The 17174-nt window shown below is 36.5% G+C and carries 16 protein-coding genes; 2 read left to right on the top strand and 14 right to left on the bottom strand.

What is annotated here, in order from left to right:
- Window positions 1–45: 45 nt before the first annotated feature.
- Together K9M53_RS00475 and K9M53_RS00470 are read right to left on the bottom strand one after the other, a co-directional pair.
- Window positions 46–789, bottom strand: a complete 744-nt coding sequence (locus tag K9M53_RS00475; protein WP_224016951.1) for a LytR/AlgR family response regulator transcription factor — start codon at window positions 787–789, stop codon at window positions 46–48.
- Window positions 779–2602 (bottom strand): tetratricopeptide repeat-containing sensor histidine kinase, encoded by a 1824-nt coding sequence (locus tag K9M53_RS00470; protein WP_224016949.1) that lies wholly within the window; start codon window positions 2600–2602, stop codon window positions 779–781. Before K9M53_RS00470 ends, K9M53_RS00475 begins: the two co-directional genes overlap by 11 nt.
- A 135-nt stretch (window positions 2603–2737) precedes the next feature.
- On the opposite strand from K9M53_RS00470, the gene K9M53_RS00465 reads away from it, so the two are divergent.
- Both K9M53_RS00465 and K9M53_RS00460 read left to right on the top strand, forming a co-directional pair.
- Complete coding sequence (locus K9M53_RS00465; RefSeq protein ID WP_224016948.1) at window positions 2738–4417, top strand: DUF4139 domain-containing protein; 1680 nt, start codon at window positions 2738–2740, stop codon at window positions 4415–4417.
- A 44-nt stretch (window positions 4418–4461) separates the two neighbouring features.
- The gene (locus K9M53_RS00460; RefSeq protein WP_224016947.1) at window positions 4462–5409 is read left to right on the top strand and encodes an SIMPL domain-containing protein; all 948 of its coding nucleotides are present in this window, start codon (window positions 4462–4464) and stop codon (window positions 5407–5409) included.
- A 96-nt stretch (window positions 5410–5505) separates the two neighbouring features.
- Here the strand turns inward: K9M53_RS00460 and K9M53_RS00455 are convergent, their stop codons facing one another.
- The 12 genes from K9M53_RS00455 to nrfD all read right to left on the bottom strand — a co-directional run bounded on the left by K9M53_RS00455 (window position 5506) and on the right by nrfD (window position 17120).
- Complete coding sequence (locus K9M53_RS00455) at window positions 5506–6099, bottom strand: DUF420 domain-containing protein (protein WP_224016946.1); 594 nt, start codon at window positions 6097–6099, stop codon at window positions 5506–5508.
- 8 nt (window positions 6100–6107) lie between these two features.
- Window positions 6108–6824 carry an SCO family protein gene (locus tag K9M53_RS00450; RefSeq protein WP_224016945.1) on the bottom strand — a complete coding sequence of 239 codons (717 nt, stop codon included), beginning with the start codon at window positions 6822–6824 and terminating at the stop codon, window positions 6108–6110.
- 200 nt (window positions 6825–7024) lie between these two features.
- On the bottom strand, window positions 7025–7444 hold the full coding sequence (locus K9M53_RS00445) for a cytochrome C oxidase subunit IV family protein (RefSeq protein WP_224016944.1): 420 nt from the start codon (window positions 7442–7444) through the stop codon (window positions 7025–7027).
- 22 nt (window positions 7445–7466) lie between these two features.
- On the bottom strand, window positions 7467–8342 hold the full coding sequence (locus K9M53_RS00440) for a cytochrome c oxidase subunit 3 (protein ID WP_224016943.1): 876 nt from the start codon (window positions 8340–8342) through the stop codon (window positions 7467–7469).
- Between the two features lie 5 nt (window positions 8343–8347).
- Window positions 8348–8899, bottom strand: coding sequence for a cytochrome c oxidase subunit 3 (locus tag K9M53_RS00435; RefSeq protein WP_224016942.1), 552 nt, complete (start codon window positions 8897–8899; stop codon window positions 8348–8350).
- A gap of 115 nt (window positions 8900–9014) precedes the next feature.
- Window positions 9015–9968, bottom strand: coding sequence for a heme o synthase (gene cyoE / locus K9M53_RS00430; RefSeq protein WP_224016939.1), 954 nt, complete (start codon window positions 9966–9968; stop codon window positions 9015–9017).
- 55 nt (window positions 9969–10023) lie between these two features.
- A complete protein-coding gene (locus tag K9M53_RS00425; protein ID WP_224016937.1) occupies window positions 10024–11832 on the bottom strand; it encodes a cytochrome c oxidase subunit I in 1809 nt (602 codons plus the stop codon).
- A 36-nt stretch (window positions 11833–11868) separates the two neighbouring features.
- Window positions 11869–12924, bottom strand: a complete 1056-nt coding sequence (locus K9M53_RS00420) for a cytochrome c oxidase subunit II (RefSeq protein WP_224016935.1) — start codon at window positions 12922–12924, stop codon at window positions 11869–11871.
- A 143-nt stretch (window positions 12925–13067) separates the two neighbouring features.
- On the bottom strand, window positions 13068–14318 hold the full coding sequence (locus tag K9M53_RS00415; RefSeq protein ID WP_224016934.1) for a quinol:cytochrome C oxidoreductase: 1251 nt from the start codon (window positions 14316–14318) through the stop codon (window positions 13068–13070).
- Between the two features lie 31 nt (window positions 14319–14349).
- Window positions 14350–15006: a c-type cytochrome gene (locus tag K9M53_RS00410; protein ID WP_224016932.1), complete on the bottom strand. Its 657-nt coding sequence runs from the start codon at window positions 15004–15006 to the stop codon at window positions 14350–14352.
- A 33-nt stretch (window positions 15007–15039) separates the two neighbouring features.
- Window positions 15040–15633 (bottom strand): DUF3341 domain-containing protein, encoded by a 594-nt coding sequence (locus tag K9M53_RS00405; protein ID WP_224016930.1) that lies wholly within the window; start codon window positions 15631–15633, stop codon window positions 15040–15042.
- Between the two features lie 35 nt (window positions 15634–15668).
- A complete protein-coding gene (gene nrfD / locus K9M53_RS00400; protein ID WP_224016929.1) occupies window positions 15669–17120 on the bottom strand; it encodes an NrfD/PsrC family molybdoenzyme membrane anchor subunit in 1452 nt (483 codons plus the stop codon).
- Between the last annotated feature and the right edge of the window lie 54 nt (window positions 17121–17174).

The following is a 17174-nucleotide window of genomic DNA, read 5'->3' as shown; positions in this document are numbered from 1 at the left end:
CCGTTTCTACGGGGAGTTTTTATTTCCAACATTCTTAATAAAAAATCAAACACCCATCATTTTTAGTAGATGTTCTTTGTAGGTAGTGGATACTTCTATCTCAGTTCCATCGTGTAACGTAACATAACCGCCTGCACTTTTAGAATACGACTTAATAAAGTTACTGTTCACAATATAAGAGCGATGTATTCGAATGAACGGAGCATCCAGCAATTCATCAAAATGTTTTAGAAATTTACAAATGAGTTTAAAAGAGCCGTCTGTAAAATAAACTTCTGTAAAATTTCCTTTTGCCTGCAGCCTTGTAATGGACGCTGTTTTTATAATGTCAAAACCATGCAATGTGGGTAATGCAATTTGCTGAAGTTCCGGTTTTGATCGAAGATTTTGTAATAGTATTTTATTCCTGTTAAATTCATCTGACTTTAATAAAGAAAGCTGTACTTTATTTACTGCCGCAACCAATTCAGTGATGTCGATAGGTTTCAGTATGTAGTATGCTGCGCTTAAATTAAGCGCTTTTAAAGAATATTCACTGTATGCAGTAATAAAAATAGTTTCAAATGGAATGCCTTCGCAGGCTTCCAAAATATCGAATGCATTACCAAAAGGCATTTCAACATCTAAAAAAACCAATTGAGGTTGTAAGGATTGTATCATGGGTACCGCCTCTTTTATATGCTGCGCCTGCCCGATAACTTCTACTACCGGACAATATTTTTCCAGGTAATTTGCTACTACATCCCTGGCAATTTTTTCATCGTCAACAATAATACTTTTAATCTTCATGCGACCATTTATTTAAAACAGGAACAATGATTTCTACTCTCACTCCATTTTGTGGAGCGGCTTTATCTTCCATTTTACAAGTGATGTTCTTGTTATATAGTTGATTTAAAATCTTAATTCGCTCTAACGTATTTGTAATTCCTCTGCCGGAATGTTTCTTCTGATTGGATGTCTTATTTTTTTTGCTTTCAGCCATGCCAATGCCATTATCTTCCACTACAATGATCACATTCCCTGTATTTTTATTAAAAGATAATTTTAAAAATCCCTTTTTATCCATGTAGCGCAATCCATGCCACACGGCATTTTCTATATAAGGTTGTATCAACATACCTGGAATGTATAGTTGTTCCTCCAACAACAAACTATCATCAACTTCTATACTGAAATCAAATTTATCTGAAAACCTGCTTTTCTCTAATTCGAGATAATGCTGCAACAGTTCCAGTTCTTTTGAAAATAATACAAAATCCTCCTTGGAATTTTCCATAACCCGCCGCATTAACATAGAGAACTTTGTGAGGTATTGATTTGCTGCCAGCTCGTTATTATTAGATATAAATTGATTAATGCTATTTAAGCTGTTAAAAATAAAATGAGGATTCATTTCCCTGCGCAATGATTGCAGTGCAATTTTTTTATTTTTAACTCTTAGCTTTTTAAGGATGAGTAAAGTAATTATTGTAAAAGCTACTACCACAAGTAAAGAGCCCATCAGCCAATAATTAAAAATATTCTTTCTTCGGATAAGATCATCTTTTAACGCTTTATCTCCTTCCAGTTCTCTTATTCTTGTTTCCGTTGCGCTAATAATTCTGCCATCAATTAAAGAACTGTCTTTTTCAATTATAGAAGGTAGCTGTGCTACAAATTTTTTATACAACAATAAGCTTGAATCTTTTTTGTTCTGGCTGGTAAAAATGCTATCCAGCTTCTCCACACTTTCTTTTGCCTGTAGCGTATGGCCATTTTCTGTAGATATTTTAAACGATTCTTTCAAAAGGTCAATGGCATCTCGTCCTTTATTCTGTAACGCATAAATAGCAGCAAGTGAGGTTATTTCCTGTGCCTTTAATTTTGTAGAGTTTTGTACAAATGGTTCCTTGAGTGCTGTTTGTTTGGTTTCAATTGCTTTTGCAAAATCTTTATTTTGAATATATACATCTGTGATCTTTTGATTATAAAACAATGCCTGATCGGGAACTTTTCTTGAATAATTATACGCATTGAGATATGCGTGAACAACAGCGCCCGTATCTTTTTTCTGAAGACTAATATCTGCTATTTTTGAAAATCCTGTTACAATTTCATTGGTGTCTTTTTTTATAACCCCTAACTTAATATTCTTGAATAAAAATTGTTCCTGTTTGTTTAATGGCTGTGCATAGCTTAGCCTATTCACATCATTGGTGCTTAAAAAGTTGGTAATACTGTCATTGTTTTTTGTGCTGTTTTGCTGCGCTATTTTATAATTAGAAATGGCTTCATTGTTTTTATGCAGCTCTTCCTGCACTTTAGCTAAATACCGACTGCTCTTAACAATACCTTCTAAATTGTTTGCGCTTGTAAATAATTCCTTTGCTTTATTAAAGTAGTATTCGCTTTTTTGTACTTGCCCTTTTTGGTAAAGACCTTCAGCAAAATCAAAATAACCTTGCGCCAATGTGTCCGAATTGTTTTGCTTAAATCCTTTTTCTATTTTATTAGAAGCATCATTCATATTAGTATAACCCTTTGCATCCTGGGCACGGAGTTGCATGCTGCTAAAAAGCAACAAAAAACCTGCAATTAAAAAATTATAATTCCGGCGCATTATAAACTTTATACAAAATAAGAACTTTTTAAGCCGTTTTATACTATCCTTCACCAAGTCAAAATGCGGTTTCACCAAGTATGCCAATAAAACGCCTTTTGCCCCATCTATTTTTACCAAACAAAAAAGAATGTTATGAAGAAAATAGTTATCGCTGTACTAATGATCGCTTCTTACTTTACTACAGCAGCACAAGACACTACAAAAGCATCTTCCAAATTAATTTCTGCAACTGTTTATTATGGTTATGGCGCAGAGCTGACACATGAAACAAAAGCATCTGTAAACAACAGCACCAAACAAATTGTGATAAGCCAGTTAAGTACTTCTATTGATGAAAACAGCTTGCAGATAAAAGTCCCTGAAAGCATCACCTTATTATCGCAAAAATTTAAAGTGATCTATCCACAGGCTGAGGTTGTAAAGGATCCGCTCACAACAACATTACAGGATAGCATTACGCTTCTTAATATACAACTACGACGCAATGCTAATTTGATCTCGATAGAAGAGCAAACGTTAGCTAAAACAGGAGTATTAATAGAAGCCGCCGTTTCAAATGAGGGAAACAAAGCAACTTCATCAGATGAAATATTGAAATTGGTAAATGCTTATACCATCAAAATTGAAAAAGCAAAGACCAACATCTTCAATTATAAAGAAATAGAAACCGCATTGAATGCCAAAGTTCAATCTTTACAAGAAAGAATTAATACAGCTAATGACAATACGCTTCCTTCATCAAAGCCTTACGGGCAATTAACTTTACAGGTTATTTGCAATGAAGCACAAACTGTACCTATATCGTTCAGTTATTTTACTAATACTGCCGGTTGGACGCCACTTTACGACGTTAGAGTAAATTCCAAAACCAATGAAATAAAATTGGTTTACAAAGCTTCATTAACACAATCAACAGGCATTGACTGGAAGCACACAAATCTAACATTAAGCACGGCTAATCCTTCTATGAGCAATACAATGCCCGTTTTAAATGCGTGGTATTTGCAATGGTATGTACCGTTATTGTATAAAGATCTTTCTAACTCATTACAAAGAAAAATCGGCAATCAAGCAACAATGAACACTTCTTTCATTGGCTTTGCAAACAGCACATCCAATAGCCTAAACTACCTTGCTCCTCAAACTACCAATGACACTGTTACACCCAGCACGTTACAGGAGTTTACCACTTTAAAAGAAAGTCAGTTAAATACCAATTTTGAAATTGCACTGCCTTATGATATAGAAAGCGATGGAGAAATACATGCAGTAACGATCAAAGAAGAAAAGATAAATGCAGGCTTAAAAAATTATGCGATCCCTAAATTAGACAACAGCGCTTATTTACTTGCGGACATAACTGATTGGGAAAACCTGGATTTACTGCCAGGCACCGCCAATATTATTATAGATGATACTTATTTAGGTAAATCTGTTATTGATCCTAACAGTATTGCGGATACATTAAGTTTATCGTTAGGAAAAGACAAACGCATCGCTATAAAACGAAATATTGTTAAAGAGTTTACGACGGTAAAAACCAAAGGCAACACCACTTCTCAAACAGTAACTTACGAAATAACAGTCAAGAATAACAAATTGACACCAGTTAATGTAGCCTTGAAAGATCAATATCCAATAAGCACTACTTCAGAAGTTGAAGTAACATTAAATGATTCAGACAACGCAGAAGTAATTCCGGAAACGGGTATTCTCAACTGGAAGCTACAATTAAAACCAGGCGAAAGCCAAAAAGTCAAATTCAGCTATACTGTTAAATATCCAAAAGATAAAAAATTAGCGAATCTATAATACTATTCAGGTACTGTTTATAATGCTTCAAATAAAAAATCATCATGAAAAAAATATTTCTAATTTCTTTGGTTTGTATTGTCAGCAAAATTTCTTGCGGACAGGTATCGGGAAATATTAATTACCAAAGACAGGTTCGGTATTCAAACGATAATTTCGAATTAGATATTCCTTCTAACTCTAAATTGACAATAGTTGTAAAAGGATTAGCAAATCTTACTGCAGACAATTATGTAGCAATTTTTAGTGTGGCGCAAACAGGAAAAACTACAGAAGAGGTCAATAATTTGATCGATAACAGAATAAATGAAGCCTTAAAAAACATAAAGACTAAACAAGGAGTAGAAACATACGTAGATATGATCTCTTTTGTACCGGTGTATGAGTATGAAGTAGAGAAAAAATTATTCAATAAAAAAACTTACAATGAAATTCCCAAAGGCTTTGAGGTCAAAAAAAACATTCACATAAAATATAAGGATCCGAACCTGTTGAATGAAATAATTGCCACTCTTGCAAATTCAGAAATTTATGACCTGGTTCGTGTAGATTATATTTCGGATAAGATAGAAGCTACTAAAGCAGACCTTGTGAATAGAGCTAAGCTTTTACTGCAGGAAAAAATTAAAGGCTACAAGCAAATTATAGGCTCAAGAATTGACAGCAGCGAGAAGAATTTAGTGGATGGATTTAAAATAATGTATCCGGTTGAAATGTATAATTCATACCAGGCATATTCCAATTCAGACCTTGATCTAAAGAAAACCGCAAATAGTAACCAGGTTGAAAAATCGACAACTCTATACTATCAGCCCGTCGTTAACAAAGACTTTGATCTTGTACTAAACCCAACAATTTTAGAACCCGCCATCCAAATAACTTATGAAATTAAGTTAGAAGTTGATATGGAAAAAGACATCAAAAATGATCTTAAAGAATATTTTATCATCACACCAAATGGCGACTTAAAAAAGATAAGCCCAAGGAATTGATTTTGTTAAACGCAACAGATATTAAACGATCACCCTGGAATACTGTAAAGCGTTCGAATAACCCTAAAAACCCAACCCATCCGTACTCCTATGAAACTACTTTAATGTATAATAGGGAGCTATCATTAAATAAACAATTACTCCGGTAACAGCTACATATAACCACATTGGCCAAGTAATACGAGTTAATTTTTTATGCTGGGGATATTCTCCTATCAAGGCACGATAAGCAGTAAATAAAATAAAAGGCAATACAATTGCCGCTAATGGAATATGTGTAAATAAAAGAATAAAATAAATATACCGTACAACGCCGACTTTTACTTTTTCATCATCGCTTAAAATACCATCATGATTGATATCTCCAAATCTTGTCTCTCCTGCCAATAAATGATGACAGATGTATGAAACTAAAAATAACACCGATAGAACAATTGCTATCAGCATTAAGTTTTTATGCAGTACATATTTTTCTTGCTTAACTGCCAGCAGTGCTGCAATTAATAACATAACCACTATCGAATTGAGGATAGCATTTATCAATGCAAAAATGTGTACATCAAAACCTAATTTAATATCGAATTTTTTAGACGCTAAAAAAGCAACAGCCACAAAAACAACTATTGACACTACCCATATTAAGATAGCAGCTTTTTTATCATCTTTTTTTATAGATGGTTCCGGTAACATAGTTTAAATTAACTTCTTTGAAATAACTCTTTTAAAAACTGACCAAAGGTTCGTTTCCTGTCTTTTTCCAACATCAATAAAGGAATATCCCGTACCAGCTTTGCCTGTTCAACAGAATCACGTCCATCATACCAGCCCCTTACTACCCTGTCTCTGTCTAATAAAAAAAACATAGGAGTATGTACAAATGCTGTATCTATATTAATGTCCGCAATATTTGCCTTTATTTCATGCAAAGCAAAATCATAGATGTCTTTTTTATCGCCGGTTAAAAACCACCATGTATCATGATTGGAAGTGTAATGATTGGCAAAGCTTCTTAGATTTTTAACTGAATCGTGTACCGGATCAATACTGATAGAAAGAAACTGAACAATAGAATCATTATTATCCTTAAAAGAATTTTGCAACCGTTGCATGCTGCGGGCCAATCCCGGGCAAACGGTAGGACAGTGTGTAAAGAAAAAATCAATTACCAATACCTTTCCTTTCAGATCATCAAGGTTAACGGTATCGCCTAACTGGTTTACCAATGTAATATTTCGTACGCTGTGCCAAATAGTATCCCTAGATATCTTTCCGTCTTTCTCAATTATTTTTACATCATCATAAAAATAACGGCGGGGCATTTGCACATCACGTTCTGCATAATATTTTACCAACAGGTAACCTGTAACAGGCATCAGTATCGCCAGCATTAACGCTAAAAAAGCTTTCTTATTCATAATCACTTATTTCACGCAAAGCTGCAAAGGAGCTAAGTCGCAAAGAATTTATTGAGATTATTTTTTGCCGGAAAGGCGGAAAGCTGAAGAATGATATATTAAATGTCTTGCTGTCTTACCGGCGTATTTCAAAAAAAACCACCGCAAAGATGCGATGGTTTTATTTATAAAAAATGTTTTTAACTAAGTTTATAACACAATTAATGCTCCGGGGCAGGCGCTACTTGTTCTGTTGTCGGCCTTTTCTCTTTATACTCATTACGTAAGTTTCTCCAACTGTTCCCATCCCACAAAAACGCAGCAATAAACCAAATGAATAAAGAAAGAGGAACAACAATTGTCATGATAAAATTTCTTATTTCATCACCCAGATGCATAAATACAGAAACAATATAAAATGCTTTGGCTAACGATAAAATACAGATAACTCCTTTTACAAAAAGAATAGCAGTTGCATGTGCATGTGGATCGCCATACCATTCCTTGGCTAAACCAAAGCCCAACGCCAGCTCAATAATTGTGATGCCTGATAAAATCCAAAATATTTTCCAGATTCTTCCGGTACCTTTTGCAGGCTCGTGTGCAAACGTAATTTCCGGAGATGCTAAAACTTCACTCATACTATCTTTATTAAAATAATTATTAGATTAAATAGAAACATAAGAACACAAACACCCAAACCAGATCCACAAAGTGCCAGTATAATCCTGCCTTTTCGATCATTTCATAATGTCCTCTGTCTTCAAAATGGTTCAGCTTTGTTTTGATATACATAATTACGTTTATCACCACCCCACTAAATACGTGAAAACCATGGAACCCCGTAATACCAAAGAAGTAACTACCAAATGATGGGGGACCGATATGATGTATCTGTACTGCATTTAGATCTATCTTGCTGATCAGGTCGCTTACAGATAAACTTTGTAAAGAAGCGGCTGTTGCAGAGTGATCATGTTCCAGGATCATTGCACGCAATACTTCCGGTGATGTTTTTTGCAATGCTGCAGATATTTCTGCACTACCTACCAAATGTCCCCATGGGTTATGACTAACAGTAGTATTTAATGTTTCAATTGTTCCGTTTGCCGCTAAAATAAAATGCTCTCCAGTTAACAAGTGCGTCCATTCCCAAGCCTGGCAACCTAAGAAGGCCAAACCTCCCAAAATGGTTAACAACATGTACTTTTCAACACCTTTCTTGTTCATATGATGTCCCTCATGTACAGCTAACACCATGGTAACAGAGCTGGCGATCAAAATAAATGTCATCAAGCTCACAAATGCCAGTGGCAAATTCTGATGCCCAAAAAATGGAAATGCATTAAATACATGGTTAGCATCCACCCAATCGTTCAAGCTAAAACGAAGTGTAGCATAGCTAATCAGGAAAGCGCCAAATGTAAATGCATCGCTCATTAAAAAATACCACATCATCACTTTACCATAGCTTGCATTGAACGGGCTTCTACCACCGCTCCACCATTTAGTGCCTTGTTGTGCTGCTGCTGTTGACATAATTTTTATCTAATCAATATTAAAAAAATCAATAAGTAAACCCATAAAAAATCTACAAAATGCCAGTACGTACTCGCCAGTTCAATCGGTACTGTATTGTAGTTTCTAACCGAACTGCTGAATGCTTTTAAAAAAAGTATCAACAAAACAATTATTCCTCCCAAAACATGCAATGCATGTAATCCTACAATTATAAACAAAAACGAAAACGAAACATTTCCCTGCAACGTAATTCCTTTTTGATATAATTCGTTAAATCCAATTATCTGTAACACTACAAAAAGAACTCCCAAAAAAAACGTTACCATCACCAGTCTCCTGTAATTCAGCATGGCACGTTGCTTAAAAGCCTTTAATGCCTGCCATATGGTTACACTACTTAAAACCATCACCGCCGTTGAGTACCAAAAAACCTTAGGCAGATCGAACGATACCCAATTGGGTTGATTACGTTTTACGATATACGCACTTGTAAACCCTGCAAACATCATAATAATGCTTGCAATGCCCACCCAAAGTGTAAACTTGTGCGGATGTATTCTTTTTCGTTGTTCCATCACCACTGTACTCATACCCCTAACCCCTAAAGGGCAATTTTTTGTTATTAATTTTTGTCCCAAACATTTGTTCTTCTTTCAACATCGTTGTGTCACTCCCTTGTACGGCTTGCTCTTAATGAGCTTTATCTGCCAACAACGACAAAAACACGATCATCAAATAAAAATAAGAACTGAACATCACTTTTCTGGCACTCTTCACATCCATCTTTATATATAGCAACACGCTCACAAAAACCATCCATAAATTACAAGCCAATAATATCCATAAACTGATTGCACCGCTTATGTGATAATAATACGGCAATACTCCCACCGGTATCATCAATGTGCTGTACATGATGGTTTGTATTGCTGTAAACTTCGTCGGCCCTTTATCACTTGGCAATAATTTAAATCCTGCTTTGGAATAATCCTGGTGCGCTACCCAGGCAATTGCCCAAAAATGAGGGAATTGCCATAAGAACTGTATCGCAAACAAGATCCATCCGCCCGCATTTGTATAATCACCATGATTTGTATGAATAACCGCTACGGGGTTTATTTCTCCTGTAGCTGCCACCCAGCCGATCAAACAAGGTAAAGCTCCCGGCAATGCGCCAACCAATACCGCAACAGAGTTCACTTTTTTTAATGGTGTATAAACATACCCATACAAAAACAAACTTGCTATGCCCAATAATGCGCTGGAAATATTAAACACAGACCACAAGATAAAACCGCCCAATATTCCTGCAATCATTGCAAAAGTATGTGCTTCACTTACGCTCATACGGCCGGATGCAACCGGACGTTTAGCAGTGCGTTTCATCATGGCATCGGTATCTTTTTCCATTGCCTGATTAATAGCATTGGCAGAACCCGTTATCAACATGCCTGCAACAAAAAGTAAAAGAACTGATAGTAAGTTAAACGTTACATTCGGTGCCAGCAGGTAACTTACTACTGTACTAAACACCACCATAAAACTTAAAGTGAACTTGATCAACTGAAAGTAATCTTTCACCTTAGCTGCCAATGCAAACGATGTTGAATTGGATATGGTAGTTTTATCCTGCTGCTCCTCCATAAAGAACTTCAAATTATTTTACTCCTCTTAAGTCCCCTTTCAGGGAATTTAGGGATTAATGGCTTTCGCTCTCATCTGCACCAATAGGTACATTTTGCGGAATAAATTCTTTTCCGTCTTTCGCATAATCATAAGCCCCACGGAATACTTCAGGTATTTCACCCGGCCAGTTTCCGTGACCCGGACGAATAGGTGTTGTCCACTCCAATGTATTTGAACCCCATGGATTAGGAGTAGTAACTTTTCTTCCTTTAAAAATGCTATAGAAGAAATTAAATACAAACAACAATTGCGTAGCAAACACGATCATCGCAACAAAGCTGATGAACTGGTTCAATCCTGCAAACATTTTAAATGATTCCCATCCTGAATAATCGTAATAACGGCGAGGCATACCTGCTAATCCTTCGTAATGCATTGGCCAGAAGATCAAATAAGCACCGATGATCGTTACCCAGAAATGGATATATCCCATGGTATTATTTAAATAACGGCCATACATTTTAGGGAACCAATGATATACGCCTGCAAACATTCCAAAGAAGGATGCCACACCCATTACAATATGGAAATGTGCAATAACAAAGTATGTATCGTGCAAATGAATATCTAAAGCGGAGTTACCCAGGAAGATACCGGTTAAACCACCACTGATAAATAAGCTCACAAAACCAATGGCAAACATCATTGGCGGCGTAAACCGAATATTCCCTCGCCATAAGGTAGTTAACCAGTTAAATACTTTAATGGCAGATGGAACCGCAATTAATAGTGTTAATAATACAAAGAATGCTCCTAAGAATGGATTCAACCCTGTTACGAACATATGATGTGCCCATACCAAGAAAGCCAATATCGCAATAGCAAATAAAGAACCTACCATCGCCATATAACCAAAGATAGGTTTACGGCTATGTGTTGCTAATATTTCTGATGACATTCCCATTGCAGGCAATAAGATGATATATACTTCAGGGTGACCCAGGAACCAGAATAAGTGCTGGAATAAAATAGGGCTACCGCCTTCATTCGGCAATATTTTACCATTAACTACTATATCACTTAAATAAAAACTCGTACCTAGATTTCTATCAAACAATAATAAAATTGCACCTGATAATAATACAGGAAAAGATAACACTCCTAATACAGCCGTAAAGAACAAAGCCCAAATAGTTAATGGCATTCTCGTCATGCTCATTCCTTTTGTACGAAGGTTAAGAATGGTAGAGATATAATTCAAACCACCTAATAAAGAACTTACAATAAACATTGCCATACTTACCAGCCACAAGTCCATACCAATTTTAGATCCTATTGATGCTTCTCCTAATGCACTCAACGGAGGATAGATCGTCCAACCGCCTGCTGCAGGACCTGTTTCTACAAATAAAGAAGAGAACATGATGATAGATGCCAAAAAGAAAAACCAATAGCTCAACATATTCAACATGGGTGAAGCCATATCTCTTGCACCCACCTGTAAAGGAATTAAAAAGTTAGCAAAGGTTCCGCTTAAGCCGGCTGTTAATACAAAGAATACCAATATGGTTCCGTGCATGGTAACCAACGCATAATAGAACTCAGGAGAAATCTTTCCTCCTTTTGCCCAATGTCCCAAAATATCTTCCAACCAAGGGAAAGTAGATTCAGGATAACCTAATTGCAAACGAAACAACACCGAAAACAATCCACCAATAATAGCCCAGATAATACCGGTTATTAAGAATTGTTTAGAGATCATTTTATGATCCTGGCTGAAAACGTATTTGGTAATAAACGTTTCGTGATGGTGATGTTCGTGATGCGCATCATCGTGTCCGTGATGTGCATCTGTTGCATGTAATGTAGCCGCGTTACTCATAGTCTTTTTGAATATTTTCTATTCTCTAATAATATTTTATTTAGTTGCAGACAGCATCGCTGTTTTACCTTTTTCTGTACTGTCTGCAGGTGCTGCAGGCACTGGTGGTTTCTTTTCCGGATATACCGTGTAGTATTCCGGGGTTTGCTGAGCCAACCATTTTTTATACTCTTCTTCTGATTCTACAATAATTACACCCCTCATAGAGAAGTGGCCCTTACCACACATCTGATCGCAACTGATCTCGTAAGCAAAATTAGGATTGCCGGTCCTTTTCTTCATTTGTTCTGTAGTATACAAAGGAGTAAACCAAAGCGTAGTTGGAATACCGGGAACCGCATCCATTTTCATTCTGAAATGTGACAACCCGACATCATGAATTACATCCTGTGAATTGATAACTAATTTAATTGGTTTGCCAACAGGTATGTGCATTGTTCCGCCAACGTGAATATCATCTAAGCTTGCTTTATCACTAAAATCAATACCTAAGCTATTTGCTCCTTGTGTTAATTTATAATCTTTATGACCTAATATTCCATCAGGTCCGGGATAACGAAATTCCCATCCAAACTGGTGCCCTGTAACTTCCACTTCAACTGCATTATCAGGTGCCGGACCCGTCATCTTAAACCAATACTTTAAACCAAATACTACCAGTACCGTTAAGAAAATAGCAGGAACGGTTGTCCATAATAATTCCAGCTTGTTGTTATGAGGAAAATAAAATGCTTTGCGATTATCTTTTTCCTGGTATTTAAACGCAAACCAGAAAAGCAATACCTGCGTAATTACAAATACCACCCCGGTTACGCCAATGGTAATGTACAGCATCAGATCAATTTTCTTTCCTTGTTCAGAAGCAGACCCTTGTACAAATAATGTTTTACCATAGTAAAAATCATTGCATACCCAAACACCGATCAAACCCAGGATCAAAAATGTGATCATCAAAAAAGCATTGATCTTGTTGTTTTGTTTACGAGCTGTTTCTTCTCCTTTTAAAACACTAACGTATTCGCTCGCCTTCGAGATTTGAAAGATGATAACGAATATCATCACAATAATCGCTACTAACAAAATTCCTGTCATGATGCAAAGTTATTTTACTAATTCTATTTTTATTTTATTATGACACAAGCATTATCACTTTATTCAACATCGTTGTGTCACTCTCTTCAACCGTAAATTTTTATTCAGCCTATTGATAATTCTTAATTATCAATTATAATTTATTAGGTATGGTGTATTATACTTTCTTTTAAGAAAGGATGATTTTTTGCCAACAATGGATTCTTTGTTAAATACACACCCACTCTCCACATTATAATACCTACAAACAAAGCACCGATACCAAATTCAAAGAATGATAAATGAGCATTTTCTTTTAATGTGCCAGGCATTACCATTTGCCAGAAATCTATCCAGTGTCCGAATATGATCAATACGGCCATGAACGTCATTAATGTCCAGTTACGTTTAGAGCCTTTCTTCATTAATATCAAGATCGGGCAAATAAAGTTGATGATCAGGTTCAGGAAGAATATTCCACGGAAAGGACCCTGCACTCTTATTTTAAAGTATCCTGTTTCTTCCGGTATGTTCGCATACCATATCAACATGTATTGAGAGAACCATAAGTATGTCCAGAAAATAGAGAATGCAAACATGAATTTACCTATATCATGTAAATGCTCGTCTGTAACATATTCTAGTTGTCCCCTGTTTTTTAAGAAGATAACAAACAATGCCATCAATGATAAACCAGATACAAATGAGCTCGCAAAAGTATACCAGCTAAACATGGTGCTGTACCAATGTGCATCAATGCTCATTAGCCATAACCAGGGAATGGTTGAACCTACTGTTAAACCAAAAAATATAAGATAAGCAGATCCGTAAGTAATATTAGTAATGTTCCATTTCTTAGCTGTTTCATAATCCATTGGGCCGCCTTTGTCACTTTCCAAACTAAGGCTACGCATTTTTTGTCCTAAAAACCACCATAATCCAATTGTAATAACCGACCAGATGGTAAAGAATTTTGGATTTAAAAAGCCGTGTTTACCATCCAATATTTTATCGTAAAGCGAAGAGCTTTTATTATACACTTCATTATCTGTCCAATGATAAATATCGTGATGCCCTCCCCAAACAATTGCCATCAATACCACAAAAGCAATAATGCCTAATACAGGTAATACACTCGAAATCGCTTCCGGCACACGACGAAAAGCAACCTGCCATCCGCCCCATGCTAAAGTAGTAATACAAATAAAGAACATGCTTGCATTTACTATTAATAGCCAAAACACACTGTTTTGTAATAACACTGCCCAAAAGCGTGTGCTGTCCGTTATCCCTTCGGAATGACCAAATGGATGGTATGCTATTGCCCCGTATAACAAGGCTATAACACCGGCAACTATAAGGCCTATCGTCCACTTTTTATATCCTGCCGGTAATTCGAATGAATGATTACTCATTTAAACTTCTATTTTGAATGAATGCTTTTAATTATTTTTTAGTTACTGCTGCGCTGTCCGCTACTGGCTTTGCTTCAGGCTTTGGTTGCAACGAACGAATGAATTGTATGATCATCCAACGTTGCTTTCTATCCAATTGCGAAGCATAGCTTCCCATGTTTCCCTGTCCGTAGGTCATTATATAATAAATATGCCCATCGCTGTAAGTTGCGGCAGCGCTCATTATACTTTTTACACCACCGATTTTTGCAGCCACCGGTCCGTTTGCTTCTGCTTTTGCACCATGACAAACCGCACAATTAATATTAAACAAGCGGGCTGCTTCAATGCTATCTTTTGTTACCAAAGGAGGTAAAGGATTTTTAATGCTTTCGCTTACTCTGTATCCTGTAGAATCTATTTTACCATTTGCATCGGCTGTTGGAGGAGGTGCTAAGAAAGGAAAATCATCATCATGCCCTCTTCTGATAGTGCTATCTACCGGTAAACGATTATAAAATATTTTATGACCTAATTCAGCAGTATCATCCATAAAAACAGCAGAGTCTAAACCGGCGTACGTTTCTACCGCACGGCTATAAGCCATATCAGGCATATATACTTTGCCAGGCTCCTTCTTACTATCACAACTCGTTACCGTAACAATAACTCCAATTATAATAGCTGTTAAAAAAGTAATTCGTTTCATTTATAAATTATCTTAAATAATTATCAATTTCAATTAATATCCCGGCTCGTATTCTTTGTATAGTTTTTGTTCTTTATCGTATGTTCCGATCCACCAGCCTGATTCTACTGTTTGAACATTTACATCTGACGCTCCTGCATTTTGTAAAAAGCTTTGTACTTCTACATCGTTTGTTTTATCGGTGCATTCAATAACCATAACAAATGCATCATCGGTAGCTCTTGAGCTAAACACGTGCTTTTTTACAAATGGCGCTATCTGGCACAAATAACAAAACGTCAATACCATACCTACTGCAGAGAACAATACCGTTAACTCAAACGTAATAGGAATCCACGCCGGTAAAGAAAAGTGTGGCTTACCGCCAATGTTTAACGGCCAGTCTTTTGCCAATATCCAGCTGATACCACTTAACGCAGTAGTTGTTCCGGTAATAGCGTAAAAGAAACCGGCAGTGTGTAAGCTTGTTTCACGTAAGCCCATTGCGTGGTCTAAACCGTGAACAGCAAAAGGCGTATACACATCGTGTATTTTGTATCCTGACTTGCGGGCATTTTTTACCGCAGGGAACAATACCTTTTCATCATCAAAGCTTCCTACCACAAATTTTTTAATTCCACCAGCCATATTAATTTCTAATTATTAATTATAAATTATTAATTCTAATGAGCATGTTCTACTTCGTCATGATAAAACTTCTCTGCATCCGCTTTTTCAATATCCGTCATTTTACGCTTATAGTTCTCACCGCTTGTTTTCAATACATACTTAATTTCCGCCACTGCAATTACAGGGAAGTATTTAGCAAATAAGAAGAAACAAGTAAAGAACAATCCGAACGTTCCTAGATAAAATCCTATTTCATAAGGAGAAGGACTATAGTACGTGCTCCACGATGATGGTAAATAATCACGATACGTAGATGTAACGATGATCACAAAACGTTCGTACCACATACCGATGTTTACAATAATACTCATGAAGAAAGTAAAAGGAATATTTCTTCTCAGCTTACGGCTCCAGAATACTTGCGGAGAAACCACGTTACAGAACATCATTAACCAATAGCTCCATCCGTAAGGACTGTTGATGTTTACACGGTTTTGGCTGAATGCCCACCATTCGTAAGGATTTTGTCCGTACCATGCAACAAACAACTCGGTTAAGTAGGCAATACCCACAATAGAACCGGTTAATACAATAACCTTATTCATTGCTTCGATATGACCCAATGTGATATAATCATTCAGATAAAAAACTTTACGTAATACGATCATCAATGTTTGCACCATTGCAAATCCACTAAAGATCGCACCCGCCACAAAATAAGGAGGGAAGATAGTTGTATGCCAACCAGGAATTACTGAAGTGGCAAAGTCAAAAGATACGATCGTATGCACCGATAATACAAGTGGAGTACTCAACCCCGCTAACACCAATGATAAACTCTCATGACGTTGCCAGTGTTTGGTACTTCCGCTCCAACCAAATGAAGCGATACCGTATAATAATTTACGTGTTTTAGTTTTAGCCCTGTCGCGGATGGTTGCCATATCAGGAATCAAACCACTATACCAGAACAATAATGATACAGTGAAATAAGTAGAGATCGCAAACACGTCCCAAAGTAATGGTGAGTTAAAGTTAACCCACAAAGGACCGCGGGTGTTTGGATAAGGTAATACGAAAAATGCCATCCATACACGACCCATATGCCAGATCGGGAACTGACCCGCACACATTACCGCAAAAATTGTCATCGCTTCCGCAGCTCTGTTCACACCTGTTCTCCAACCCTGGCGGAATAATAATAGAATCGCAGAGATCAACGTACCGGCGTGACCAATACCAACCCACCAAACGAAGTTGGTAATATCCCAACCCCAACCGATGGTTTTATTAAGGTTCCACTGACCGATACCATAAGTAACCTCACGATAAATACTATACACTCCAAACATCAGCAATGCCACACTAATGTAAAAACCAACATACCACAAACGGCTTGGCTTTGCCTCAATCGGACGTATAATGTCTTCCGTTACCTGGTGATAGGTTTTCTCGCCATCTACCAACGGTTCCCTTAATTGCGATTCGTATTTTAATAATGACATATCTTTTAAGCCTTCGGCTATTTTTTATTTTGTTGTCAACTATATTTCTTTAAT

It is taken from the genome of Ferruginibacter albus (genome assembly GCF_020042285.1).
Lineage (GTDB): Bacteria > Bacteroidota > Bacteroidia > Chitinophagales > Chitinophagaceae > Ferruginibacter > Ferruginibacter albus.
The sequence above is the reverse complement of the archived record's forward strand: the minus strand, read 5'-3'. Positions and strand labels throughout refer to the sequence as shown.